The organism is Pseudomaricurvus sp., assembly GCF_965662505.1.
Classification (GTDB): Bacteria; Pseudomonadota; Gammaproteobacteria; order Pseudomonadales; family Cellvibrionaceae; genus Pseudomaricurvus.
Map to the genome: position 1 here is coordinate 1 of NZ_CBFIHX010000055.1, position 23826 is coordinate 23826.

A 23826-nucleotide genomic window follows, 5' to 3' on the forward strand; every position below is an offset into this window, starting at 1 on the left:
CGCGCAATATCACCGATATCGACGACAAAATCATGAAAGCTGCGGTAGAAAACGGCGAGGCTATTTCAACATTGGCTGCCCGCTACGCCAAAGAGTTCGAAGATGATATGGCGCAGCTGAATAATCAGCAGCCGACGATTGTGCCTTACGCCACTGACCACGTTGATCAGATGATTGATATGGTGAAGCGCCTAATTGAAAAAGGCCACGCGTACGAAGCCGAAGGTCACGTGTTGTTCGCGGTTCAATCTATGGAGAATTACGGCAAGCTGTCGAATCGTTCTCTGGAAGACATGCTTGACGGCGCGCGTGTTGAAGTGGCGCCCTACAAAAAGTACGCCGGTGACTTTGTGTTGTGGAAACCATCCAGCAGCGACGAGCCCGGCTGGGAAAGCCCTTGGGGTTATGGTCGTCCGGGTTGGCACTTGGAATGCAGCGCGATGATTGAAACTCACCTGGGTGAGACCATTGATATCCATGGCGGTGGTCGTGATCTGGTGTTTCCTCACCATGAAAACGAAGTGGCTCAAAGCTGCTGCGCCCACGACGGTAAGCAGTACGTACGCTATTGGATGCATAACGGCTATATCAATATTGGCGGCGAGAAAATGTCCAAATCACTGGGCAACTTCCGCACGGTACGTGAGCTGTTAACACACTATAAAGGTGAAGTGATTCGCGCCGCTTTACTCTCTGCCCAGTACCGTTCCGAGATGGATTTCTCTACCGATTTGCTGGAAGAAACTAAATCCCGTCTCGATGCCTTTTACAGCGCTCTGCGTGAAGCAAAAGACGTGGCGATTGTTGATGTGGACGTAAAAGCACAACCTTTCTACGCCGCGTTGCTGGATGACTTGAATACGCCAGTGGCTCTGGGAGAGTTGCGTCAGTTGGCACGAGAGCTGAATAAGGCGGATGAGGCCGATAAGCCTCAGTTCAAATCTTTGTTGTTGAAAGCCGGTGAGCTCATGGGCTTGTTGCAACAAGATCCCGAGCAGTGGTTCACCGACAGCGGTAATGACAATCAAATCACCGCTGAAGAAATTGAGGCTCTGATTGCTGAGCGCGTTCAGGCCAAACTCGACAAAAATTATGCCCGTGCCGACGAAGTTCGCGAAGAACTCAAAGCGCAGGGAGTTGTTCTGGAAGACTCCCGCGAAGGCACCAAATGGAGACGAGAGTAACGCTCTCTGTGGAGGTAAAACGATTATGAGTATTGAAGATCAAAAAGCGGGTGAAGCGGTTCGCCGTGAAGTGATGAGCGACGAATTTGTCGATCGCGCACTGAATAATGCCAACGATTTTGACCAGCCTTTGCAGGATCTGGTGATGGAAAATGCCTGGGGTGGGCCCTGGACTCGCGACGATCTGCCGCGCAGCACCCGCAGTCTGGTGACCATTTCCATGCTGATTGCCCTCAAGGCTCCCAATGAGCTGAAAGGCCATGTTCGTGGTGCTTTGCGCAATGGCTGTACCAAAGAAGAGATTCGTGCAGTGATTATGCAATCGACCGCCTATTGCGGATTTCCAGCGGCGCTTGAAGCCATGCGTGCAGCTCGTGAAGTTATTGATAACTGGGAAGATTAAGTATGGCGACGATTACTCCTGAGTTTCGATTTCGTCGACTTCGTCGGACCTCGGTTTTACGCAGCTTGGTGCGTCAAAACAGCATACAGGCCGAAGATCTGATTCTGCCGCTTTTTGTCGAAGAAGAGATTACTGAGCCTGTCGCGATCAGCAGTATGCCGGGGGTCGTTCGTTACCCTGAATCTCAGTTGGCCGACGTGGTACAGCGGGCATGGTCAAAAGGCATTCGTGCAATTCTGTTGTTTGGTGTGTCACACCAGAAAGATGAAGCGGGCACAGATACCTGGAATGCAGATGGCTTGATGGCCCGCTGTATTCGTACTGCCAAGCAGGCTCAACCTGAAATGGTGGTAATCAGTGACAATTGTTTTTGTGAATACACAGATCATGGTCACTGTGGCGTGCTTTGTGAGGGTTCCCACGAAGGGCTGGACGTCGACAACGATTTAACATTGGGCAATCTGCAAAAGCAGGCAGTGGTGGCAGCCGAAGCTGGCGTCGATATGATCGCGCCCTCTACTATGATTGACGGTATGGTGGCTGCTATCCGGCAGGGGCTGGACGAGGCTGGGTTTCAGCACATTCCGGTGATGTCGTATTCCACTAAGTTCGCCTCGGCTTTTTACGGCCCGTTCCGTGACGCCGTCGACAGCACGTTTAAAGGAACACGTTCAACCTATCAGATGGATCCCGCCAATGGTCGTGAGGCGCTGGCAGAATCCATGCAGGATGAGATGGAAGGTGCCGACATCCTTATGGTGAAGCCGGGTCTGGCTTATCTGGATGTGATCGCCAATATCCGTCAGCACAGCGAACGTCCTTTGGCGGTTTATCATGTGAGTGGTGAGTACGCCATGATCAAGGCCAGTGCTGCGGCGGGTGTGATTGATGAGCAGGCTATTGTGATGGAAACCATGATGGCGTTTAAGCGAGCAGGGTGTGATTTGATTATTACCTATTATGCTGAGCAGATAGCAGATTGGCTTAAAGCATCCTGACATTGATGAAAGACTGTCTACAAGGAGTATGTGATATGAAAGTTATCGTTGTTGTGAAAAAACTGGGTTTGCTGTGTTTGGCGGCAATGTCTTTGACGTTAATGGGCTGTGCACCAGAAGTGGGTAGTGAAGCCTGGTGTGAAGACATGAAGGAAAAGCCAAAGGGTGACTGGAGTACGAACGATGCATCCGCTTATGCCGAGAATTGTATTTTTAAATAAACCTTGAGGTAGCAATGAAGAAATACTTGGGCATCCTGTGCTTATTGCTGGTTGGTCTCATCGCAGTCATCGCGGGACTGGCCATGGTTGAAAATAAACAAGCACCGGAACTGGTTGGGGAGGCATGGTGTGATGCCATGGTGGATAAACCCAACGCAGACTGGACGGATGCCGAGACACGCAGCTTTGCCAAAGCTTGCCTTTACAATAATGAAGACGATCAGGAAAGCTCTGACCTTAACTAGAGTGATCAGAAACTGGAACGATCAGAACCTGCACGATCGGCCTTATCGTCAGATATATAACCTTTTCTTAAGCCACGGATGGTAAAAGAACAAATCGGTATCCTTACCTGTGGCAAAGTCTGTTCATGTTTTTTTCTGAATCACGTCCCCACTTTTTCAAGCCACTGACCGGTAAGTATCGGGAAGTGGTTGTTGAATGTCTGCGCCTGCTGTATCAGCGTCTTTATACCGATCTCAGTGACTTTGGACACGTGCGCAATCGCGATCAGATGATCGATATTTTTCAGGAGTCCATTGCCAGAGCTCCTGTGCTGGAATCCGAAAGTTCAGAGGGTGAAGAAGAGGGGCGTTTTCGCAATCAGCGTGAACTGGCTGGCTTCATTCTTAATACACTGATCGAATACGGTTGGTTGGAAAAGCAGCTGGACGAAGCGACGCTGCAAAGCTCCTATGCGTTCAGTAAAGTAGGACGGTTATTTACCCAGCCGTTTATCGAGAGCGACAGCAGTCGTTTTCGTACCCGCAACCGTAACACCCGCAACACTCGCAACAGCTTGCAAGCGTTTCTCGAACAGGGAGAAATCCACGATCTGCTGGACGCCTACGAGTATTCAGAGCGGATTATCAGTGATTTCACTGATGTGATCTCTGAGCTGGAAGACCGCAAGCGCCAGCTGGTGAAAGAAGTCGAAGCTCGCCAATTGATTCAACAGGCGACGGATGAGTTCTTTGATTTTATGGAGAATACCTTCAAGCCGGATCTGGAAGTGCGACTCTCTGCAGACAGTGTGGAGAAGTATCGGGATCAGATCGCTTCACTGATCAAGCAAATACGCCGAAAACGTAAATACGGCGGTGACAGCGATGATAAGGACAAAGACTGGCGCGCTGTGATGGAAGTGCGGTTGCGTCGACTGCTGCCGGATAAGGTGGTCGCCGGTCAATCCATTCTCGAAAACTTGCTGGTGGGTATTGAAGAGAGGTTACGCAGCGCCTGTGAGGGAATGCTCCCTGCACTGAGACGTTCCCTGAACAGCTTTACCCAGCGGGCGGATATCATCATGCGCCAACTGAGTTATATCCATTCGCAAGGTGATGATGGGCTCCTGGAAGCCTGTAAGCAGCTCACCCGTTTGTCGCCTGAAGAGCAAGATCATCGGTTGCGAGAAGCTGCGGACAGTCTTACGGGGGTCAGTCTGGGTTATGTGGATCCAGGGCAGATTCAGTTGAAAACCCGTGCCGGTAAACGTGTGGTTCTCAGTCGGGTTGATGAAGGTCAAAAAATTGATCGTGAAGCACGACGAGAATTGTTTGTGCAACAGGCGCTAGATCGGGCTTTCACCATTCAGGGAGGCGATATCCGCCAGTACATCACCCAGGCTCTGGCGAACTCTGGCCGGGTTAATACGCGTCATCTGCCGGTCCACACGGCACGGGATCTTTTGTCTATTGCTCACTCCATTGAAGTGGGGGCAGCGGATAATCTATCCAGTGAATACCGTTTTGCCGTGCACCCGGTCAGTCTCGACGACGATGGCAGACAGTGGCTGCCCGACGATGTGGGAATTACCGACGGAGACTATTTCTCGCGTCGGGACGAATTTGTGATTGAATTGATTGAGGTCGATCAGCATGTCTAGTTTGCAGGAAACCCTGTTTGAATCACTCAGTGCTGAAAACCTGAAAGACAGCGACTGGCTTGAGTTGATTCAGCGCTTGCTGGATTACGGCGTCTTATGCCGAGATGAAAGCCGTGTGGAAGCTGATCTGTACGATCGTTTCGTTCGTATCGAATCGCTGGTGGACGACTATCTGTCCTTGATGGGGGTTCGTCTGCACCACGATGCGCGTTTTCAGTACGTACGCTTGATTCCCCCTGGAGCACGCGTGCCAGGTGTTGATGATGAGACCGATACACCGTTTAACGGAGGCTTGCGTTCACGACTGAATCAGCACGAAGTGGCGGTGATTCTGACACTGCGAACGGAATACGATAAATCCCTTCGTGAAGGCAAGGTGGACGAAACCGGCTGTGTGAATCTGTCTGTAGAAGCCTTGGCGTTGTCCCTCAAAAACCTGTTGGCACGTTCCTTACCTGATAATCAGATTGAGCGCAGACAGTTATTCAAACGTCTGCGGCAATTGCGAGTGATTCGTTTCGGGGCTGAAGCGGATCTCCTCAGTGGTGACAGCTGGATCAAGATTCGCCCAATGGTGGTTAACCTCGTCAGCAATGATCTGATTGATCAATTGCTGGATGCTTCAGACATGGTGGAGCATTCACTGTCTGATATGGCCAATGAGCCTGAAGCTGACGCTGAGCCTGAAGGGGTAGATAAAGAGACAAAAACAGCCCTGGCTCATGTCGGTGGCAGTTCTCTCTTTTCGTCTGATGTTGACGATCTTGAAGACTCGGACGAGGACGCATAAGCATGTATTTGAAGAAGTTTATCTACGTCAACTGGGGCAATATTCCCCACGCCGAATTTGATTTCGGTCCGATCAATCTGTTTTCCGGTGGCAATGGATCCGGTAAAACAACCGCAGCCGATGCTATTCAAACGGTCATGACGGCTGCGCACGACAATCTGTTTCACTTTAACCCCGGGCAGGATGAATCCAGCCAGCGGGGGCGGGGCGGTAAGCAGGTGCGGACTCTGGCGTCTTACGTATTGGGTTGTGACGATGGCGCCTATGCTCGACCGGATGCTTGTGACGGCTATCTGGCTGCGGTCTTTCATCCCACGCCCGGTGAAGACGGAGAGGCGTTTACCGCACTGCTGTCTATGCGTGCCTATGTGGAATCCTCTGGCCAGCAAAAGATCGCGCGGCTCGATGACAGCCAGTTTTTCATCCTGCCGGATGTCAGTTTGTCGCTGGTCGACTTGGTTAAAGAAGACAAGGGCGGCCGTTATGTGGTGCCTATGGATCGCGTGTACACCTTACTGAGAAAGCAGTTCGGTACTGCTGCGGTGGAAAAGTACGATAAGAAGAAAGCCTATCTCTGTCGACTGTACGGTGTGCTTCGGGGGCGTGCCGATGCCGTATCCGAACGCGAAGCCATGAATGCCGCTCGGGCTTTCTCTCGCTTTATGGCTTACAAGCCAATTAAAGGAATCGATGAATTCGTGGCTCAGGAAGTACTGGAGCCCCGTGATCTTGGCGATGCCATTCGCGATGTATCGGCCATGCTCAAGCGCATCCATAATATGGAAAGCGATGCCCGGGAGCTGCGGCAAGCCACAGAGCGTTTGCAAGGCGGCCGCGATAGCGCCAATCGTTTTATTGACCAGTGGTTGGAGCACCAGCTGCTGGACTACAGTCTGGCTCGCAGTCGTTATACCCAGTGCCAAGGGCGATACCTGAAAGAAAAGGGGCTGCAGCAAAGCTTGAAAGAGCAGCTGCAAACCAATGAGCGTGATAAGGATCTCACGGAATCCCGCCGCCGGGATATTCGTGAGCGTTTGCTGGAAGTCGAAGTCAGCCGTTTGCAGGTCCCAGCATTGCGGGACAAAGATCAGCTGGAAAAGAATCTGGCCGAGCTGGAAACCCAGCTTGCTCAATCGGTACAGCCATTATTGACTCAGGATGAGCAGCTGCGACGCAACCGTCAGGCAGCGGGGCAAATCCAAAAGAATCTACAGCAGACGTCTCTGTCGCTGGAAGTACCAGAGCTGGCGGACAAGTCTCTGTCAAAGACCACAGCGTCTGTCAGTGCCGAGCAGGCCAGTGTCGATTTTCAGTCTCTGTTTAATCGTGACTGGATTGATATATCTCCACTGGAAAGCCATCTGGATGAAGCGCTCGCGCAGCAGCAATTGCACAACCGACTGGCCAGTGAGTGGTTTTCCACTGAGTCTCGGGAGACCAGCCTGCGTGACTTACTGGCGCAAGAGCGGGATAAGCGTCGTCAATCCAGCGAACGGCTCAAGAAACAGGTCGTTACTAAAGACGCCGAAATCCAGTTGTTGGAGCAGCGGCAGGCTGTGTATCCCCATTACGTCCGTCAGGCGTTGGAACTGTTAAATCGCCAACTGCCAGGAGCGGATGCTCGCGTTCTGTGCGATTACGTAGAAGTAGTCGACAGCGAATGGCAGTCGGCCATTGAAGGTTATATCGGTGGTGCCCGATTCGGCATTATTGTCGAAGAAGATTTTGAGGCGGAAGCCATTCGTCTGGTTCGACAAATGCCCGGTAACAGCAAGGCTCGTGTGATTCAGGGCTATAAGGCGCGTCGCGATGCGGACAAAATCAGCCAGCTGTCCCATGACTCCATCATTCATGTGATGGCTTTTGGTCATTCAACCGCGGAAGCTTACATTCAGGCCAGTTACGGTCAGGTACAGCGGGTAGATGATGCAGAGGCCCTGCGATCAGCACGCCGCGGGGTTACCCGCGATTGTTTGGGTTCTGGTAACTACGCCATGTTCCGCTGCGATATTGATGACAGCGAACTGGTGTTTGGTCAGGCTGCCCGTGAAAAAGCCTTGCTGGCTAAGCAGAATGAGTTGCAGAGCCTGCAAGTGGAATGGCAGAAGAGTTCCGATTACGCCAACGAGAGCCACTTGCTGCTGCAATCTGTCGATCAGATGCAGTCGGTCACTTACGCCGATCAGTTGCAAGCCATGCTGGCCATTCAGCGCAAACTGCAGAACGCGGAACAGAGTTTAAAGCAGCTGGATTTGTCAGACTTTGACGAGCTTGAAGGGCAGCTCGATCAATTGAAAGTCGATGAGCAAACTCAGGAGCTGCGACTGGCAGAGCTGGAAAATGCTCGGGTGGATATCCGTGCAAAACTGGATCGAGCCGATCGCAGCTGTAAACAATTGAACGAAGAGCAGGATTCCAATCTCGAACAGCTGGAAACCGCGGAAGACAATATCCGCAGTTTGTCCTCAATCTGGGCAGAATTTAACGTCGAGCAGCAGTTGGCAGTGGCTGACGAGCGGGTCGAAGTGCACAAGGCCGACTATTTCGAGGCCGCTTCGGCGACCTTGTCGGCTGAACTGAACAGCGAATTAAATAGCCTGCAGCGTCGGATTTTAGAGCACAATCAGCTGTGTCAGGGGGCCGATGCTCTGGCTTTTGAGCTGGACTTCAGCAACAGCCTCGGGCGCCGTAACTTTAAGAGTGTCTGCGACCTGCAGCGGCAGCTGGACAACCTCTATAATCGCTATAAAAACAATATCTTGGCGAAACGTTATGAGGAGCTTTCTAGCTTACGTGAAAGCTTCAATAACGCATTCGTCACAAATCTTTGCCACTCTATTTATCAGGCGATTAACGACGGCGAGAAGACGCTCTCCAGTTTGAATGACGAGCTGCAGCATCATCGCTTTGGTGCAGACCGGGAAAGCTTCGAATTCGGTTGGGATTGGTTGCCGGAATTCAAAGAGTACTGGCAGTTCTTCAAAGCAGTGATTGATAATCCGAATTTGGGGGATGGCGAAACCCTGTTTGATATGACCCTCAGTGGCAAGCATGAAAAGGTGCGCAATCGCCTGATGACCATGCTATTGGATGAAGATGAAAACAAGGCCCTGCGGGAATTGGCTAGGATTGCGGATTACCGCAACTACCGCCGCTATGAGATTTACAAAAAGCCGGAGGGGAAAACCCCCATTGCGCTGAGTCAGTACGGTACCGGGTCCGGCGGTCAGTTGGAAACGCCAGCCTACATTATACGCAGTGCGGCCATTACCTCGGCGTTTCGCTTTAACGAAGGCAAGTCCCATCTGCGTATGGTGCTGGTGGACGAAGCCTTTTCGAAGATGGATGAACATCGCTCCAAAGAGGTTATCAACTACCTGACTGAGAGCCTCGGTCTGCAGCTGATGTTTATTATGCCGTCCAGCAAATCCGGGCCGTTTATGGATTTGATCAGCAACCAGTTTATTTTCAGTAAATGCCCAACGGCAGAGCCGGTGGGTGAGCTCAATACACGTGTACTGGTGGATCGCCAGCAGTGCGACAAAGAGAAGATTGCAGCGTTGATGGCGAACCACAGACGTACCATTCGCCAGCAGGCATCGCTGGATTTCCTGGAAGAAGTTGAGTAGACAAGGTTCGTGCGATACGTCAGATACAAGTGCGATATGAGTGCGATATGAGCGAAAGAAACAGTATGACAACAATGATGGACAATAGCGCCCACTGGCAGGCGGCGTTTTACCGATTGCGTTCTAACAAGGCGTTTGAGCTGTTTGTGGTAGGCATCATTATCTTTTCGGCGTTGGTGATCGGGGTCAAAACCTATCCATTGCCGAATGCCTTGTTGCAGGCCGTAGTGGTGATGGACTGGGCGATCACGGTGATCTTTTTGGTGGAGATTGTGATTCGCTTTCTGGGTGAACCGAATAAAAAGCGATTCTTCCGCAGCGGCTGGAATATCTTTGACACACTGATCGTTGTGGTCAGTTTGATCCCCATTGAAGACAGCGAAATGGCTTTGATTGGGCGGCTGGTGCGGATTTTCCGTGTGCTGCGGATGGTGTCTATCATCCCCGAGTTGCGCATGCTGCTGAATTCGTTACTCAAAGCCATGCCCCAGTTGGGCTATGTGCTGTTGATGATGTTTATCATCTTCTACATTTATGCGGCCATTGGCAGTACGTTCTTTGCGTCTGTTAATAAGGACTTGTGGGGTGATATTGCCGTCAGCCTGTTAACCCTGTTCCGTGTCATGACGTTTGAGGACTGGACGGATGTGATGTATGAAACCATGGAAGAGTATCCGCTCAGTTGGTTTTATTACCTCTCGTTTATCTTTTTTACCGCCTTTGCTTTCCTGAATATGATCATTGGTATTGTGGTCAATGTGCTGGAAGAGGAGCATCAGCGCATAGCCAAGGAAGAGGCGGAGGCTGCTGGTGAGCCCACCGTTCAGGATTTGCACCGTGAAATTTTGGAGCTGAAGGCTTTGTTGACTCAGGGGCAGGGTTCTACGTCAGCGGTCGTCGAGGCGCGATCTGAACCTGAGCGATCTGAATCTGAAACCAGCCCCAGTCGTTGATAGATCAGCATATCCGGCTATCAGCGCCGGGTGTGCTGCCAGCCGCAATCGCTTTGGGTAATGCGATTGCGGGCACCCGGTACCTGAGGGTTACCACTGGCGTATCCGGCGTCATCACCGTAAAGAATGCACACCTTACGATCGTCTTTCACCATCTTCGGCTGATAAAACGGCGGTTTGCGGGAATGTGCAAACGCCTTGGCGGCTTGGATGGAACTTACTTTGGACAGCTCTAACAAGGTTAAATACGCCGGCGGCATAATGGAAAGCTGCTGTTGACGGTGTTTTTCCAGAGCGGCGGCGGGGGTGAGCCATTGGTAATCCACAATTTCTCCGTCATCCACGATCACGTCAGCGTCTTCATCCAGGCTCCCGATCAGAAACCAGGTGGAAAAGCGCTTGGATTCGGCTTTGGGCGTTGTCCAGTGGGAATAGGGGATGAAGCTGGCTGGGTCTACGGTCAGGCCAGACTCTTCGAGGCACTCTCGTGCGGCCCCCATTCTTGCAGCTTCCCAGCTGTCCAGCTCTTTGCCAGGAGCATCGTCTGCTTCGATGCGGCCACCGGGAAAGACCCAGCTACCACCAGCAAACTTGATCGCCTGTGCTCGCAATAGCAGCAGAACTTCAAAGCCGTCAGCGGCTGGGCGTAACAATATGACTGTCGCTGCAGGGTGCGCAGGGACTGGAGTTTCAAGGTCTATGACTTTTAGCTGTTCTGACATGATTCAATCTTCAATTTTTATTGTTTGAATCATTCTGCGGTTTTGAGCCCTTCGGGGCAAGGGGCAAAGCCGACAGGGGCTTGTCCAATCGGGACAATCCCTGTCGATAACCGACACATGGGTGTCAGTGCTAGCTGTTAGGTGAGCCTGAGCCTGAGCCTGATGTTTTGATGGATTCGTTGAGGATTCTGACTTCCTGTTGTGGGAAAGGAATAACCACATCATTGGTTTTCAGCGCTGCATAGATGCGTTGGTTGGCTTCGTACAGCAAGCCAAAATACTGCTGGGTAGGCAGCCAGAGACGAATACCGATATTCACGCCGTGATCGCCGAAGTTTTCAATCCCCACCTGTGGCCGCTTGTCATCGGTGACACCTTCCAAATCAGATAGAGAGTTAGAAATCAGGCGAATGGCCTGATCGGGGTCTTCGCTGTAGGCGATGCCGATGGACAGCTCTGCCAGTGTATATTCAAACGAGTTGTGGATGATCTCACCCACAATGTGACGGTTCGGGATGGTGATCTGTACCCCGTCTTCATTGGTGAGTACCGTGAAAGCCAGCTGAACCTCTTTGACCTGTCCGGAGACACCTTGAACACTGATGGTGTCACCCACCACAAAGGGACGGGTCATGATGATGTTTAGGCCCGCACCGTAATTTGAGAGCAGCCCCTGAACCGCTAAGCCGGCACCCAGAGAGAGAGCACCGACGGCTGCGAGGAAAGGGGTTATGCTGATGCCAATCTTGCCGAGGGCGATGATCCCCACCAGCACCATGACAACGATTTTTGAGGCTGAGGCAATAAAGCGGCTGAGGGTGATATCCAGCTCTTTTTTCTGGCAGAGATTGAAAATAACCGCGCTGACCTTTCGTGCCACCAGCAGGCCGATCATGAAAATCAGCAGGGCGCCGAGGATCTGAAAGCTGTAGTTCACAAAGAACTCCACCACCATCTTGTAAATTTCCTGAGCGTGTGCCAGCTCTTGTCCCAGTTTTTCGTCCACGTTAAATTCCTTATTTATCAATATACTAAGGTTTAAATATAAAGTAATTTGTTAGCTGTTTTTTAGCAGCGATCCAAGAATTCGGCTGAGACCCCGGAGGGAGTTACAGGGTTCCACCAATGAGCAATAGGGTGCGTATTCGCTCATGATGGAATCTCCGCTGTTCCAGCTGTAACGGCCTTCCGGGTTCAGCCAGATCACTCGCTGGCTGCGTCGATAGACTTCTGACCAGATGTGATTTTTGCCATCGCTGTTGTTGTTGCGGGCATCTCCCAGCATGATCACGGTGGTTTTGTTGTCGATGTCTTTCATTGCCAGCTTTTCGAAATCTTCCAGTGCCCGGCCGTAATCGGTGGGGCGGTTTGCCCATTCGTCCATAATATGTGCCAGGGCCTCGTCGATGTCGAGTTTGGCGAATTCATCGGTGACTTCTCCCAGATTAGACGCAAATACAAAGGATCTCACGCGGGGCAGGACATCCTGCAAACTGTAGAGGAACAGCAATAGAAAGCGGGCTACCCGACTGACCGACCCGCTGACATCGCACAGCACCATGACTTTGGGGCGTTCGATGCGGGTGGATTTCCATTTGGTGTGGAACAGAAACCCATCATAGGCAGCGTTCGCTGCGATGGTTTTACGTACATCCAGCAGACCACGTTTAGTGACCTTGCGACGACGGCTGTGCATCGAGGCGAGCTGTTTGGCGGCTTTTTGTACCAGTCGGGTCATATGCTGCATATGGCTGTGATCCACATTGGTCAGCTTGACCTTCTGTAGATTGGACTCGCGCAGCTTTAATCCCGACTTCTCGCTGAACAGCAGGTACTGTTGCTCAACGTGATCTTTAATATGTTCCAGCAGACGCTGGCGTCGCTGTTTGATGTCTTCAATCAATTCAGCGTGGTGTTCGTCTTCCGCCAGCTCGGAAAGCTCCTGGGTTAACTGGCGATCTCCCATCTGCTGCAGAATGCGATAACTCACTTGGGCTTTCTGGGTGAACAGCTTCATCTCGCTGGCGCCGGCTGCCTGAGCGTGGCTGACGATGGATACCTGCATGGCAGTATGATCGTCGTTGAGCAGCATTTGACCCAGCGCAGAAGTGATTTCGTCAGAGTCTTGAGTTTCGGTAGTGGATAGTGACTTAGTATCCGATTCCTCTGAGGATCCTTCAGCCGCTTCATCTGATGAGCCATCAGCTTTTTCGTCTGGTGAGCCCTCAGCCTTTTCATCTGATGAGCCATCAGCCGTTTCCGGCATTTCAGTATTCAGCTGAAAGAACTGATCGAACAGCTCCTCCAGCTGGATACGATGAGGGAGGTTTTTGGCGAGTGTCATACCCAGAGCGGATTTCAGCTGTTCCGGGTGTTCAAAGCCAATCAATCGTACTGCGTGCAGAGCGTCCAGGGTTTCCGCCGGAGAAACTGGCAGTCCGTGGTGCCTCAGTGAATGGATAAAGTCCCCGATAACCTGTTGCATGGGACGGGTCAGGATCCTGCTTGACGCATTTTTTGCAGCAATTGGTTGATCTCGGGTTCAACCACTTCGATATCTTCCTGAAACTTCAGGAGCAGGTTTAAAGTGCTCTCAATCCAGTTCCGATCCAGATTGTCTACATTCAACAGCAGCAAGGCCTTGGCCCAATCAATACTTTCACTGACGGCCGGTACTTTCTTGAGTGCCATCTGGCGAAGTTGTTTCACAAAAGCCACCACCTGTTTGCGCAAATCTTCACCCATTTCCGGCACCTGGCTGGCAATGATTTTCTGCTCCAATTTGGGGTCAGGGAAGGGGATGTAGAGGTGCAGGCAGCGCCGTTTCAGGGCATCGCCCAGTTCACGGGTATTATTACTGGTCAAAATGACAATGGGCCGCGAGGTGGCTTTCACCGTACCGATCTCAGGAATGGAGACCTGATAATCCGACAGTAACTCCAGCAAGAAGGCCTCGAATTCCTGATCTGCTTTGTCGATTTCATCAATCAATAGAATGGCGCCGTCCGGCTCCCGCAACGCTTGCAGTAACGGGCGGGTCTCGAGGAATTGTTCCGAATAAAATATATCGCCAAACTGATGCAGCCGTTCGACCGACTCGTCCAGACCTTTGGCGCCACGCATTACGTCCCCAAGCTGATCCTTGAGAAGCTGGGTGTAGAGCAGTTGCTTGCCGTATTTCCACTCGTAGAGGGCTTTCGCTTCGTCGAGCCCTTCATAGCACTGCATACGGATCAGCGGCGCTGACAAATACTCGGAGGTTTTCTTGGCCAGTTCGGTTTTACCCACACCTGGAGGGCCTTCAACCAGAATCGGTTTTTGCAGCTGGCAGGCCAGATAAACCGCTGTGGCAATGGATTCGCTGCAGATATAACCCAGTTTTTCAAAGTTCTCACGAATTTCTTCCGGGGAGCGAATTTTATCCTGATGCTTAATAATCAAAGCTTGAACCTTTCTTTTAATTAAGCACTTATCCTACTGTTTTTCTGATAAAAAGTCGTTGTTTCCATGGAGTCAATCAACGTGGATCAGTGGTTGAAATGTGATCTCGGGAGGGGCTGCAGCAGGGGCGGGTGTGGGTGCTCGGTGTTAAAGATGCTAACTCGGTGTTAAAGAGGCTTAGGAGTTGCATGAAACTTGCAGTGATGTCGCACGAAAGGTGGTCTAAAAGTTGAGTGGGCAGCCTGAACTACTAGGCATATAGTCTGGACTGCTAGGCATATAGTCCGAACTACTAGGCATATAGTCTGAATGCGTGGGGCATCCGTCGTGTATTCAGCTAAACTCAACTAAACGCGCCAAAAAGATAAAATCTTACCGGTCATCTCGTTGTGGCATGTTTTGCTTCAGCTAGCACGGCTTAAATAGCACGGTTTAACAAGGATCAAAGCTAGATTCTCGCTATCAGGGCTAACCTAAGAGAAGCAGTGGATGATGGTTTATTGGGGTAGTAGTTATGTTTAAACAAGGACTCCTGCTGGCTCCAGAGGAAATGCGCTGTTATCAATATGCGCAAAACCTGAGACAGCGGGCGTTAAAAAGGAGACTGGGCTCGATTAAGCGTATTGTCTGGCCAAGACTGGTCAGAGAGTTATCTTGGTCAGAAGTGCATTGGCGCCGAATTTTGCAGGGTGTGTGCCTTGCATTGGTTTGGCCACTGATTATTCTCGGTGGCTTGATCCACTATCTCTGGAATCTGATGGTTTTTCCGTTCTTGTACTTTCAGACGCTCAGTCTGCCCAAGGGGTTGAAAGCCCCTGGGGAAAAGACGCTGATGGGGATGAATAATGCGTTCCAACCCGTATTGACGTTAAACGAGCGGGATTATATCGAGTGTCTGGATCAGTGGGTCGTGATCTTGTTTGGAGCCGATGTCAGCAAAGAGAAATCGCTCTCGATCTACCTTTCCACGGTTGCCGGTGAACGCAGGGCGACTCTGGGCTCTGCCGAGGTGGCGAATTCCTGTGAAAACGGGTTGCGGAGCAACCTGTTCATTGCCAGACAGCGGCTATCCCGTGATTTGGGGCATTATCTTGATGCGGCAAAAAGCAGGGACTGCCGGACCGTCAGTCTGGAGTCTCTGGCGTCTTGATTGCAGCGTCGAAGGGGTTTTTGGGTAAATAAGGCGCTATCATCTCAGACGTTTCCTGGTAGAGATCTGCTACATTAGGCAAGATTCCAACGGCCATTCGTCGCGACAGCATGGTAATGGGGAACAGGCACTGTTCAGTGTCCGGTGCGCAGACTGCGCGGCTCTCTCCCAGCCTGTCTTTGTAGGTTTTCCATTCCAACCCCATGTCGTTCACCATCACGTCCCCCAAAACCGCGCCCAGAGCTTGCTGGGTCATGTGGTCTTCTTTTGCCACCAGACCTTTGTTGATGATCCTTTGAAGGAGCTTCAGATCGGCTTTTGTACCCCTGATCGGCTCTCCGAAATTAATCCGCGTCAGATCGTCAATTTGCTTGATTTGTCGCTCAGTATGCTGGCTTTTCAGCCAGTTCAAATCATCGATTTCCACAGGAGCGTCTGCACTGGCTGAAATCGGGCTGATCAGACAGCAGATGATTAAAAAGTAAGCAGGAATGCGCATGGTGGTTTAGCCCGTAGTTGGTCTGTGTAAGTAGTTGGTCTGTGTAAGTTGGTCTGTGTAAAATTAGAAGGTAAGTGTCAGTTAATTTTCTGTTGTCTTGATCGTGCGTTCGATTGTCTCAGGGCGGCATTATAGAGCCTGTCCTGCTGAGATGCATTGTTGATATAGATTGTTGATCTTCAATGTATAAACACGTCAAGTCTCTCCGAAATCCCGGATTCCTGTTGCAGCGATTGCCGGGTAGCAGCTTATAATGGCCGCTTTTCGTTGTCTTCAATTCTTCTGGAGTAAAAATGCCCCTCAGCCATTGTATTGCCCACGCAATCCGTCGTAATGGAACCGAAGCGCCGGTGGAAGTCACTTTGCGTGAGCAGCCCATGTCAAACACCGCCTACCTCGAGGAGCTGGTTCGTGAACTGAAGAATTCCTATGTCGGCAAGGCTGGCAAGCAATACGGCCAGTTTCACCATGATCTTTCGATCTCCACGGTGTCGCAATGGTTGCGAGAATTTCGTGAAGAAAAGTTAAGCTTTGAGCGGTTTACAACCAAAGCCACGGAACATTTCCAATCGCTGCTGAGTGATACGGAAGTAGTGGTGGATGGGCACTTGCTGTTTGCCATCGAGAGTTTGGCTGATGCAGATTCACTCTACGTCTTTTTGATATTGCACAACGAGGGGGTTTACCTCGATGGCGATCTGACCTTGCAAACCTCCCGCTTTTTGGATGTCAGGGGTGTATTGCTGGGGGCTAAAGTGGATATGACAGCCTGGTTAGGCGAGGACGACAGCAGCTATCTGAGCGTATTGAGAGCAAGAGGCGACAAAGACCTCACCGACCAGTTTTGGCGCTGGATTGGTTTTGCCGATCAGCGGGACATCACCGCAGAAACGACGGCATTTCTCGACGTGGTGTCGGCCTATAGTGACACTTTGGAGGAGGAAGAGGTTCAGGTATACCGCAATAAAATTGTCGACTATTGTCTGGATCAGGACAAGCGGGGTGAACCTGTGGTTATCCGCGACTTATCGGAACACGTCAATGATGGTGAGCCAGACAAGTTCGCAGAATTTGTCAAAACCCGACATGGGGAAACGCCCGAGCAGCTCATTCCTGATCGCAGACAGTTAAAACAGTATGTCCGTATCAGTGGTCGCAATGATCAGCTTAGTATGAGCTTTGCTGCGGAGTGCCTGGGTGAAACCATCGTCTATGATAAGAACGATGACAGTCTTACCATCCGTAATATACCGGGCCCACTTAAATTAAGATTAATTAAACACATGCAAAAGTTGGCATCAGGTACTATTACTTCTTCAGATACTCATACTGAAGAATAGACGCTAAGCTCTATACATGCAGTTATGTAAACCTTTCTGTCAATGTGTACCTATCAGAGGAACTGAATCATGCAAAAGCTAACACTGGGTCTTGTTGTATTGTTGATCGTCGGTATGGGTTGGATGTATTACGACAGTCAGCAGCAGCTGAAACAGGCTCGTTTGCAAAGTCAGCAACTGGAACAGCAGCTGGTTCTTTTGAACAAAGAGGTTGCGTTACTCAGCGAGCAGGTTGAAAAGCTTGATGAAAATAGCGTTGAAGGCATTGTTCGTGAGGCTAATAACGCCATTCTGGATGGCTGGCAATCTCTGGTTAACAGCGTCGATAACGAATTGAAGAAAGCGCGCCAGAAAGTGAAAGAGCAGCAAGATACTGGATCCAACTCTTCAGGAGCACCTGCACAACCACATTCAGCAGACGATCTACCTGAAGATCCGAGCCGTATATAAAACATCATCATTCAATACTATAAGGAAATACTATGAAGGCATTTAAGATTGTCGCGGCACTTGTTGTCGCGGTCATCGCTGTTTTGGCAGTGGTAGTTGTACTGTTTTTGCAGAATATTGACCAGCTTATCAAGTCGGTGGTCGAAGATTCCGGCTCTGATGTTCTGGGAACAGAAGTCCGACTGGAAAGCTCGAAAATCACCCTCAAGGAAGGTCGTGGTGCCCTGCATAACCTGACCATTGCCAACCCGCCAGGCTTTAGTAATGACAACGCTTTCAGTCTGGGTGATATATCTTTGGGTATTGATCTTAAAAGCCTGGGTGGCGATGTGATCGTACTCAATGAAGTGCTGGTCAGTGATGCCAAGTTGTTGGTTGAAGAAAAAGATCTGACCAATATCAATCTTCAGACCTTACTCAATAATGTGAAACAAAATACGGCTTCCGGAAATACGGCCAAACAGCCTGTGGAGGAGAAACCTTCTGAGCCAGCTGAAGATGTTAAGTTGGCTATTGAGAAATTTACTCTGCAAGGCATCAGTATGCGTATTGTGACTGAGCAGTGGGGCGAACGTACTCTGACCATGCCGCCTATTCAGTTGAACAATATCGGTTCACGAGATAATGGTCTGACGCCTGACGAAATGACGCAAGCAATCCTTAAGCCTGTATTGGCGAAAGTACAAAAAGAAGCTGAGGACGAGTTGCAAGATTTAGCGAAAGAGAAAGCACAAGAAGCGGCTGAAGAAAAACTCAAAGAAAAGCTGGGCGAAGAGGACAGCGAGAAACTGGATCAGTTGAAGTCCTTGTTTGGACAGTAACTGATAGAGCAAAGAACCAAAAACAAAAAAAGGCCCATTGGGCCTTTTTTTGTTTCCGGTAGGATTGAATGTGACAGTTCGATCCTTCGATCAGGAGCCAATACGGGCTTTGGCTGCCGCGTATTGTGTTTTTAGTTGTTCAACATATTCTGCTACGGTCTGCACCTTGTGGATGGCACCAATACCCTGACCGCAACCCCAAATATCTTTCCAGGCTTTACTGTTTTGATTGCCTCCTGAACCGAAGTCCATTTTTGATGGGTCGCTTTCGGCCAGGTTGTCGGGGTCCATGCCCGCAGCGGTAATAGATGGCTTAAGGTAATTACCGTGAACACCGGTAAAGAGGTTGCTGTAGACAATATCCTCAGCACCGCTGTCAACGATCATATTCTTATAGGCTTCGACCGCATTGGCTTCTTTTGTGGCGATAAACGCCGAGCCAATGTAGCCCAAGTCAGCCCCCAGTGCCTGAGCCGCCAATATAGAATCACCCGTGGCAATGCAGCCAGATAGCAGTAATGGCCCATCAAACCATTCCCTAATCTCCTGAATCAGGGCGAAGGGGGACAGTGTTCCTGCATGTCCGCCTGCACCGGTGGCTACGGCGATGAGCCCGTCTGCACCTTTTTCGATGGCCTTTTTAGCAAACCTGTTATCAACAACATCGTGCAGAGTGATACCGCCGTAAGAGTGTACTGCTGCGTTTACGTCCTCGCGGGCACCTAACGACGTAATTACGATAGGTACTTGGTATTTCACACAAAGCGCAAGGTCTTCTTCCAGTCGTCCGTTGGATTTATGAACAATTTGATTCACGGCAAAAGGCGCAGCGGGATTGTCCGGGTGCTCAGCGTTATAGGCATCCAGTGTCTCCGTAATCTGGATCAGCCACTTTTCGAACTCTCCTTCACCTCGTGCATTCAGCGAAGGAAACGAGCCAACAATACCTGCTTTGCATTGTTCAATGACCATGTTTGGGTTGGAAACAATAAACATGGGAGAAGCAACGGCAGGCACGGACAAACGGCCTTTTAAGAGATCGGGTAAAGACATTCTGACACCTGTAGACAAATATAAACCAGAACTCAGAATACCATTGTAAAAACAGCCTGCCCATAACGATGGAGCGGATAACCGCTGAGGAATATTCTAATAGCAGGAATCACCAAAAGCCTGTCCAAATTGGCCTTGGGGTTGTTGTACTTCGCCGGGCGGGAGGGTGTTTAGGGCGCGATTTATCGGTTACCTATGACCTTGGCAGGGTTTCCCCCAACCTTGGCTCCGGCTGGCACATTCTTAGTGACTACACTACCCATGCCGATGATGGCTTTATCCCCGATGGTGACGCCATCGACGATACTGACATTGGCCCCGATCCAGACATCCCGTCCGATGGTAATGCCCTCAGACGTGACCGGTTGCTCCTGAATCAGGCGATCTGGTTCCATGCCATGGTTGAATGCAAACATGCAGGTTTGAGCGGCAATTCGTGTGTGGTCACCAATGGTGATGCCAGCTCGCCCGCCATCGAGAGTTACAGATTGATTGACGCTAACACCTCGGCCAAGCGTGATAGGGCCATGCAGAAAGCTGTTGGCAGCAATATGGGTATTATCGCCCAGATTGATGGTGCGGCCTGGTTCTGCAAATAAATTGGCTTCGGGGGCAACAAAACAATTCTCGCCAATCTCTATGGTTTCCAGTTGGCAAAAGGACCGTTGTATCTCTGCTTGCCAGACGTCAGCCCATTCTCGATGTTTGGGTTTCAGTGAATAGTACAGCCACGGCATATAGCTCAGTCGACGTTTGTGTTGTTCGCGGTACTCCGCGGCCATGTCAGACATTATTTGGTGATTCCGATTCGTGTTTTGTGGGGCGATAAACGCGCATTCTACCACAGGGGCAGATGTGGCTGCGGATAGAGAGGGTGGGGGTATCAGGGCTGCTTTAGTCGATAGAGTAGATGGTAGAACAGTAAAAAGAGTAGCCAATAGAATAGCCTAAAGAGGACAGGTAGCTAAAGTGGTGCCCGCATACCGACTCAAGTTAAAGAAGTTAACTAATATGCGTTGCGGCCCAACGGATCATTGATTGATCAGCGTTGCCATCGCTTAGTTGAGAGTAACTTAAAAAAGCACTCGTGGGGTTTCCCCTTTCGACTAGCCGATAACGCGGACACCTGAATCCAGTATAGCAGCCGCAGAGTCGTGTACAGGTGTAGAGGCGTGATAACAAAAAAATTGCTAAAAGCAGCTGGAACAGGGCGAATGCTCCCAAGCCGATTTCTGGATTGTCAGAGAATTTACATCGCAGGACGGGATAAGCGGTTAGAAATCATTGTTGGCAGTTAGCTCCCGACATAAGTGGGAGCCAAGAGGGCGGCTGACATTATACAGAATACCTATGTACCACCGTGGGAGGGCTCATCAATGATGGCCAGACCATCGAGGCAGGTAATCTTGATGCCATCAAGCCGTGGATGGCTATCGGTTTTGAGGCGCTCGATGACATCCTTTCGATCCAGTTGAATCGTACCAATATGAAGGACTCTGACTGCTACGCCTTTGCAATGCTCGTGCAGGAGCAGATCTCTGAGCTGCAAGCTATTTACCTCGTAACGGCCTGAGGGAAACAGTTCGTAGACTTCCTCAAATTTGTCGTAGTTCATTCATGTTCCTTGATCTGTTCTATTATTGGAAAGCGCTGAGCTCTTAAAGTCCTCTGGAATCTCTTGGTGCCAGAGCGTAAATAAAAGTACCTGAATACTTCTGCGAGCGATAGTTATATGATCGCCAAGCGACGATAGAAGCGATCTTGAGGTTCTGACCGCCGCCATCGCCATACCGTTCAATCTAATCGGAGGTTAGCCTTTTTGCAATATTCCCTGATTGAGTACAACGATGATTTTGTTGTGGTTAATAAAGCGCCCGGTGTCACGGTACAGCGTGACGATGGGGTGCATGGTCTGTTGGATCTAGTGGCCTCTGATTTGGGGTTGCCCAAGCTTTTTCCGGTGCATCGACTCGACAATCCGACCTCAGGGGTGCTTTTGATGGGTCGCCATAGCGAAAGCAATCAGCTCTTGTCCCGGATGTTCCAGGCTCGAGAGATCGATAAATACTATTTGGCCTTAAGTCTGAATAAACCCAGGAAGAAGCAGGGATTGATCAAAGGTGATATGGAAAAGGCTCGTCGGGGAAGTTGGAAGTTATCGCAGACCCAGAAAAACCCCGCTGTGACCCAGTTCTTCAGTCAATCACTGGCTCCGGGAGTACGCAGTTACCTGTTAAAGCCTCATACCGGAAAGACTCATCAACTGCGTGTGGCATTGCGATCTTTGGGCGCGCCCATTCTGGGAGATAAGCGCTACGGCGGAGATGAGAGCGACAGAATGTATTTGCACGCCTGGCAGATGAGTTTTCAGTGGCAAGGGGAGTTAAGGCGTTACCATGCTTTACCAGAACAGGGTGAATACTTCCTCAATCCTGTGTTTTTCTCATCGCTGGAACCCTGGGGAAGCCCCGAATCGCTGGAGTGGCCTACGTTATGACCGTGGTAGGTTAAGACTGGGGTTCGTTATGACTGGGGTACGTTATGACTGGGGTGAGATGCGGTAGTTATGACTTTGATTGGTGATGACTCTGATCCTCTATGACGTTGGGCTGTCATTGTTTTGGTCGATCATACTTTGCAGGCTATCGGCTCGACAACCCTCTTCATCTGCGTCCTGAAGAGGGCGTATCTATTTTACGTTTAGGGCTTACTCGTAGAGGCAAAGGTAAGCGCTCTCAACATTCACTTTGACCTGAAACTTCTGGTTGGCTTCAATAATAAACGTCTCACCTTGTTTGAAGGTGGCCCAGTCATCGGCACCGGGCAGCTTTACCGTCAGACTACCACTGGTGACGGTCATGTATTCTTTCTGGCTGGTGCCAAATTCGTACTCACCTTGAGCCATTACACCGATGGTTGCAGGCAGAGTTTCGGTCTGAAAGGCGATGGAGGTGACTTTACCATCGAAATATTGGTTGGTTTTGAACATGGTGAACCTCAGTCAGCGCGGACAGTTACCGGGGTGGTAACGCCGTAAAGGGCCGGAATTATACTCAGGCCATGTTGCCTTGGCCAGATGGCGCACGGGATACTCCTCGAGGACGCTGATGAAGCAGGCTTTTCACTCACTCAATCGGTTAATGTGGCAACCTCTGGTAAGCTGGGCTAAATGATTGGGGGGAAGCTTTGGACAATCCATTAATTACACCGATTGAGCAAATATTGACCACCTCGCCCGGGGTGAGTTGGACTGAGCATGCCATCATTCGCACTTTGGTGGATCAGGAATACCTTTCTGCCGATTACGGGCGTGAATCTCTGGGTTTGTTTCAGACCCACTTTTTGGTGATGAATGCGCTCTACCAGCTTCGGCAAAGGTTCTGCGACGCTGGTATTGGCAGTTTGTCCATTTCAGCGTTATCAATTCTGTTTACGCCCTGGTCAGGTTCATCTGAAGAGTGGGATGAACGAAAGCGTGAGTTAATGGAAGGCAGTCCTCAATTGGCCGAATATTATTTGTCCTGGGATACATTCACCTCAGCCTCTACCGAATCGGTTGATGAATTACTCAATAGCTTTTGGCGCCGCTACGGTGCACAGGATGATCGCCACGATGCTCTCAAGCTGATGGGTCTTGAAGAGCCCGTCACGATGCTGGAAATCAAAAGACGTTACCGTGAAAAGGCGATGATTATGCATCCTGATCGTGGTGGTAGTGATGCTGAATTGGCAGAACTGAATGATGCCTTGGATACATTGAAACGTTATTATTCCTGAGCTCTATTAACTCCTTGAGCTCATTAACTTATGAGCCCCGAGATAGTTCGGAGCGGTAATCAAGATTCCTCGGTATTACACCCGGTCACGATAAGTTTGATATTCCTATGGCAATTGTTTGGCAGAAAAGAGTCTCCGGTAAGGGTAAAACCGACCATTATGAAGTGCGATCTGCCGGTCATAGTCGGCGGCTCTATACCAACGGTGTTTTCCACAGCCAGTACAATCCCAATCGTCCGGTAGCCGGTTCAGTCTGGGATCTATTATTGCTTCCGGCCTTTTTCCATCCTCTGGGGTCGATCAAACGTGTATTGGTTCTTGGCGTTGGTGGTGGTGCCGTGATGAAGCAGCTGGAGTACTTTCTCAAGCCTGAACTGATTCTGGGGGTTGAGTTAAATCCCATTCATTTACAAGTCGCAAAGCGCTTTTTCAAAGTCTCCGGTAAAAGAGTCGAATTGATTGAAGCGGATGCAGTGCAGTGGCTAAAAAGCTATCAAGGGCCGCCATTTG

24 protein-coding genes and 1 pseudogene are annotated in these 23826 nt (G+C 50.4%); 16 read left to right on the forward strand and 9 right to left on the reverse strand.

The features are described 5' to 3' along the window. The 9 genes from cysS to ACTG33_RS09215 all read left to right on the forward strand — a co-directional run. Positions 1 to 1184 (forward strand): cysteine--tRNA ligase (gene cysS / locus ACTG33_RS09175; protein WP_439134910.1); only part of this gene is annotated, 1184 nt, incomplete at its 5' end. A gap of 25 nt (positions 1185 to 1209) precedes the next feature. Next, positions 1210 to 1587 carry a carboxymuconolactone decarboxylase family protein gene (locus ACTG33_RS09180; protein ID WP_439134911.1) on the forward strand — a complete coding sequence of 126 codons (378 nt, stop codon included), beginning with the start codon at positions 1210 to 1212 and terminating at the stop codon, positions 1585 to 1587. A gap of 2 nt (positions 1588 to 1589) precedes the next feature. Continuing rightward, positions 1590 to 2585, forward strand: a complete 996-nt coding sequence (hemB, locus tag ACTG33_RS09185; protein WP_439134912.1) for a porphobilinogen synthase — start codon at positions 1590 to 1592, stop codon at positions 2583 to 2585. A 35-nt stretch (positions 2586 to 2620) separates the two neighbouring features. Continuing rightward, complete coding sequence (locus ACTG33_RS09190) at positions 2621 to 2806, forward strand: DUF3012 domain-containing protein (RefSeq protein ID WP_439134913.1); 186 nt, start codon at positions 2621 to 2623, stop codon at positions 2804 to 2806. A 14-nt stretch (positions 2807 to 2820) separates the two neighbouring features. Then, the gene (locus tag ACTG33_RS09195; RefSeq protein WP_439134914.1) at positions 2821 to 3051 is read left to right on the forward strand and encodes a DUF3012 domain-containing protein; all 231 of its coding nucleotides are present in this window, start codon (positions 2821 to 2823) and stop codon (positions 3049 to 3051) included. A 125-nt stretch (positions 3052 to 3176) separates the two neighbouring features. Beyond that, positions 3177 to 4691 (forward strand): Wadjet anti-phage system protein JetA family protein, encoded by a 1515-nt coding sequence (locus ACTG33_RS09200; RefSeq protein ID WP_439134915.1) that lies wholly within the window; start codon positions 3177 to 3179, stop codon positions 4689 to 4691. Continuing rightward, the gene (locus tag ACTG33_RS09205) at positions 4684 to 5481 is read left to right on the forward strand and encodes a DUF4194 domain-containing protein (protein WP_439134916.1); all 798 of its coding nucleotides are present in this window, start codon (positions 4684 to 4686) and stop codon (positions 5479 to 5481) included. The genes ACTG33_RS09200 and ACTG33_RS09205 overlap by 8 nt, the downstream gene beginning before the upstream one ends. A 2-nt stretch (positions 5482 to 5483) precedes the next feature. Further along, a complete protein-coding gene (locus ACTG33_RS09210; protein ID WP_439134917.1) occupies positions 5484 to 9110 on the forward strand; it encodes an ATP-binding protein in 3627 nt (1208 codons plus the stop codon). Positions 9111 to 9184: 74 nt separating this feature from the next. Then, positions 9185 to 10063 carry an ion transporter gene (locus ACTG33_RS09215; RefSeq protein WP_439134933.1) on the forward strand — a complete coding sequence of 293 codons (879 nt, stop codon included), beginning with the start codon at positions 9185 to 9187 and terminating at the stop codon, positions 10061 to 10063. Positions 10064 to 10083: 20 nt separating this feature from the next. Here ACTG33_RS09215 and ACTG33_RS09220 read toward each other — a convergent pair whose 3' ends face one another. From ACTG33_RS09220 to ACTG33_RS09235, 4 genes are all read right to left on the reverse strand, one after another. After that, entirely contained in the window at positions 10084 to 10785 is a 702-nt protein-coding gene (locus ACTG33_RS09220) for an NUDIX hydrolase (RefSeq protein ID WP_439134918.1), read from the reverse strand. Between the two features lie 130 nt (positions 10786 to 10915). Further along, complete coding sequence (locus tag ACTG33_RS09225; RefSeq protein ID WP_439134919.1) at positions 10916 to 11791, reverse strand: mechanosensitive ion channel family protein; 876 nt, start codon at positions 11789 to 11791, stop codon at positions 10916 to 10918. Between the two features lie 51 nt (positions 11792 to 11842). Continuing rightward, on the reverse strand, positions 11843 to 13270 hold the full coding sequence (locus ACTG33_RS09230) for a vWA domain-containing protein (RefSeq protein WP_439134920.1): 1428 nt from the start codon (positions 13268 to 13270) through the stop codon (positions 11843 to 11845). A gap of 8 nt (positions 13271 to 13278) precedes the next feature. Beyond that, positions 13279 to 14226, reverse strand: coding sequence for an AAA family ATPase (locus tag ACTG33_RS09235; protein ID WP_439134921.1), 948 nt, complete (start codon positions 14224 to 14226; stop codon positions 13279 to 13281). A 514-nt stretch (positions 14227 to 14740) separates the two neighbouring features. Between ACTG33_RS09235 and ACTG33_RS09240 the strand changes: the two genes are divergently transcribed. Next, on the forward strand, positions 14741 to 15376 hold the full coding sequence (locus tag ACTG33_RS09240) for a hypothetical protein (protein WP_439134922.1): 636 nt from the start codon (positions 14741 to 14743) through the stop codon (positions 15374 to 15376). On the opposite strand, the gene ACTG33_RS09245 is transcribed toward ACTG33_RS09240, so the two are convergent. Next, positions 15351 to 15875, reverse strand: coding sequence for a DUF3806 domain-containing protein (locus ACTG33_RS09245; RefSeq protein WP_439134923.1), 525 nt, complete (start codon positions 15873 to 15875; stop codon positions 15351 to 15353). The two genes, ACTG33_RS09240 and ACTG33_RS09245, sit on opposite strands and share 26 nt — an antisense overlap. Before the next feature lie 293 nt (positions 15876 to 16168). Between ACTG33_RS09245 and ACTG33_RS09250 the strand changes: the two genes are divergently transcribed. From ACTG33_RS09250 to ACTG33_RS09260, 3 genes are all read left to right on the forward strand, one after another. Next, on the forward strand, positions 16169 to 17215 hold the full coding sequence (locus tag ACTG33_RS09250; RefSeq protein ID WP_439134924.1) for a nucleoid-associated protein: 1047 nt from the start codon (positions 16169 to 16171) through the stop codon (positions 17213 to 17215). A gap of 69 nt (positions 17216 to 17284) precedes the next feature. After that, positions 17285 to 17665 carry a hypothetical protein gene (locus ACTG33_RS09255; RefSeq protein ID WP_439134925.1) on the forward strand — a complete coding sequence of 127 codons (381 nt, stop codon included), beginning with the start codon at positions 17285 to 17287 and terminating at the stop codon, positions 17663 to 17665. Positions 17666 to 17697: 32 nt separating this feature from the next. Next, entirely contained in the window at positions 17698 to 18486 is a 789-nt protein-coding gene (locus ACTG33_RS09260; protein WP_439134926.1) for a hypothetical protein, read from the forward strand. Between the two features lie 90 nt (positions 18487 to 18576). On the opposite strand, the gene ACTG33_RS09265 is transcribed toward ACTG33_RS09260, so the two are convergent. From ACTG33_RS09265 to ACTG33_RS09275, 3 genes are all read right to left on the reverse strand, one after another. Then, a complete protein-coding gene (locus ACTG33_RS09265) occupies positions 18577 to 19539 on the reverse strand; it encodes an NAD(P)H-dependent flavin oxidoreductase (RefSeq protein ID WP_439134927.1) in 963 nt (320 codons plus the stop codon). A 182-nt stretch (positions 19540 to 19721) separates the two neighbouring features. Then, positions 19722 to 20330, reverse strand: coding sequence for an acyltransferase (locus ACTG33_RS09270; RefSeq protein WP_439134928.1), 609 nt, complete (start codon positions 20328 to 20330; stop codon positions 19722 to 19724). A gap of 557 nt (positions 20331 to 20887) precedes the next feature. Beyond that, the gene (locus tag ACTG33_RS09275) at positions 20888 to 21154 is read right to left on the reverse strand and encodes a hypothetical protein (RefSeq protein ID WP_439134929.1); all 267 of its coding nucleotides are present in this window, start codon (positions 21152 to 21154) and stop codon (positions 20888 to 20890) included. Between the two features lie 204 nt (positions 21155 to 21358). Here ACTG33_RS09275 and ACTG33_RS09280 point away from each other — a divergent pair, with 204 nt between their 5' ends. Next, positions 21359 to 22036 carry a TIGR01621 family pseudouridine synthase gene (locus ACTG33_RS09280; RefSeq protein ID WP_439134930.1) on the forward strand — a complete coding sequence of 226 codons (678 nt, stop codon included), beginning with the start codon at positions 21359 to 21361 and terminating at the stop codon, positions 22034 to 22036. Positions 22037 to 22246: 210 nt separating this feature from the next. Here the strand turns inward: ACTG33_RS09280 and ACTG33_RS09285 are convergent, their stop codons facing one another. Further along, complete coding sequence (locus ACTG33_RS09285) at positions 22247 to 22528, reverse strand: pyrimidine/purine nucleoside phosphorylase (protein WP_439134931.1); 282 nt, start codon at positions 22526 to 22528, stop codon at positions 22247 to 22249. Between the two features lie 197 nt (positions 22529 to 22725). On the opposite strand from ACTG33_RS09285, the gene ACTG33_RS09290 reads away from it, so the two are divergent. Together ACTG33_RS09290 and ACTG33_RS09295 are read left to right on the forward strand one after the other, a co-directional pair. After that, entirely contained in the window at positions 22726 to 23316 is a 591-nt protein-coding gene (locus ACTG33_RS09290; protein WP_439134932.1) for a DNA-J related domain-containing protein, read from the forward strand. Positions 23317 to 23423: 107 nt separating this feature from the next. Continuing rightward, positions 23424 to 23826, forward strand: a pseudogene (locus ACTG33_RS09295) (methyltransferase domain-containing protein); the annotation flags it as partial.

Bases quoted from the DNA above. Each gene is read 5' to 3' on its own strand.
- ACTG33_RS09180 (WP_439134911.1), top strand. From the start codon at position 1,210: ATGAGTATTGAAGATCAAAAAGCGGGTGAAGCGGTTCGCCGTGAAGTG.
- hemB (WP_439134912.1), top strand. From the start codon at position 1,590: ATGGCGACGATTACTCCTGAGTTTCGATTTCGTCGACTTCGTCGGACC.
- ACTG33_RS09190 (WP_439134913.1), top strand. From the start codon at position 2,621: ATGAAAGTTATCGTTGTTGTGAAAAAACTGGGTTTGCTGTGTTTGGCG.
- ACTG33_RS09195 (WP_439134914.1), top strand. From the start codon at position 2,821: ATGAAGAAATACTTGGGCATCCTGTGCTTATTGCTGGTTGGTCTCATC.
- ACTG33_RS09200 (WP_439134915.1), top strand. From the start codon at position 3,177: ATGTTTTTTTCTGAATCACGTCCCCACTTTTTCAAGCCACTGACCGGT.
- ACTG33_RS09205 (WP_439134916.1), top strand. From the start codon at position 4,684: ATGTCTAGTTTGCAGGAAACCCTGTTTGAATCACTCAGTGCTGAAAAC.
- ACTG33_RS09210 (WP_439134917.1), top strand. From the start codon at position 5,484: ATGTATTTGAAGAAGTTTATCTACGTCAACTGGGGCAATATTCCCCAC.
- ACTG33_RS09215 (WP_439134933.1), top strand. From the start codon at position 9,185: ATGATGGACAATAGCGCCCACTGGCAGGCGGCGTTTTACCGATTGCGT.
- ACTG33_RS09220 (WP_439134918.1), bottom strand. From the start codon at position 10,785: ATGTCAGAACAGCTAAAAGTCATAGACCTTGAAACTCCAGTCCCTGCG.
- ACTG33_RS09230 (WP_439134920.1), bottom strand. From the start codon at position 13,270: ATGCAACAGGTTATCGGGGACTTTATCCATTCACTGAGGCACCACGGA.
- ACTG33_RS09240 (WP_439134922.1), top strand. From the start codon at position 14,741: ATGTTTAAACAAGGACTCCTGCTGGCTCCAGAGGAAATGCGCTGTTAT.
- ACTG33_RS09245 (WP_439134923.1), bottom strand. From the start codon at position 15,875: ATGCGCATTCCTGCTTACTTTTTAATCATCTGCTGTCTGATCAGCCCG.
- ACTG33_RS09250 (WP_439134924.1), top strand. From the start codon at position 16,169: ATGCCCCTCAGCCATTGTATTGCCCACGCAATCCGTCGTAATGGAACC.
- ACTG33_RS09255 (WP_439134925.1), top strand. From the start codon at position 17,285: ATGCAAAAGCTAACACTGGGTCTTGTTGTATTGTTGATCGTCGGTATG.
- ACTG33_RS09260 (WP_439134926.1), top strand. From the start codon at position 17,698: ATGAAGGCATTTAAGATTGTCGCGGCACTTGTTGTCGCGGTCATCGCT.
- ACTG33_RS09265 (WP_439134927.1), bottom strand. From the start codon at position 19,539: ATGTCTTTACCCGATCTCTTAAAAGGCCGTTTGTCCGTGCCTGCCGTT.
- ACTG33_RS09270 (WP_439134928.1), bottom strand. From the start codon at position 20,330: ATGTCTGACATGGCCGCGGAGTACCGCGAACAACACAAACGTCGACTG.
- ACTG33_RS09275 (WP_439134929.1), bottom strand. From the start codon at position 21,154: ATGAACTACGACAAATTTGAGGAAGTCTACGAACTGTTTCCCTCAGGC.
- ACTG33_RS09285 (WP_439134931.1), bottom strand. From the start codon at position 22,528: ATGTTCAAAACCAACCAATATTTCGATGGTAAAGTCACCTCCATCGCC.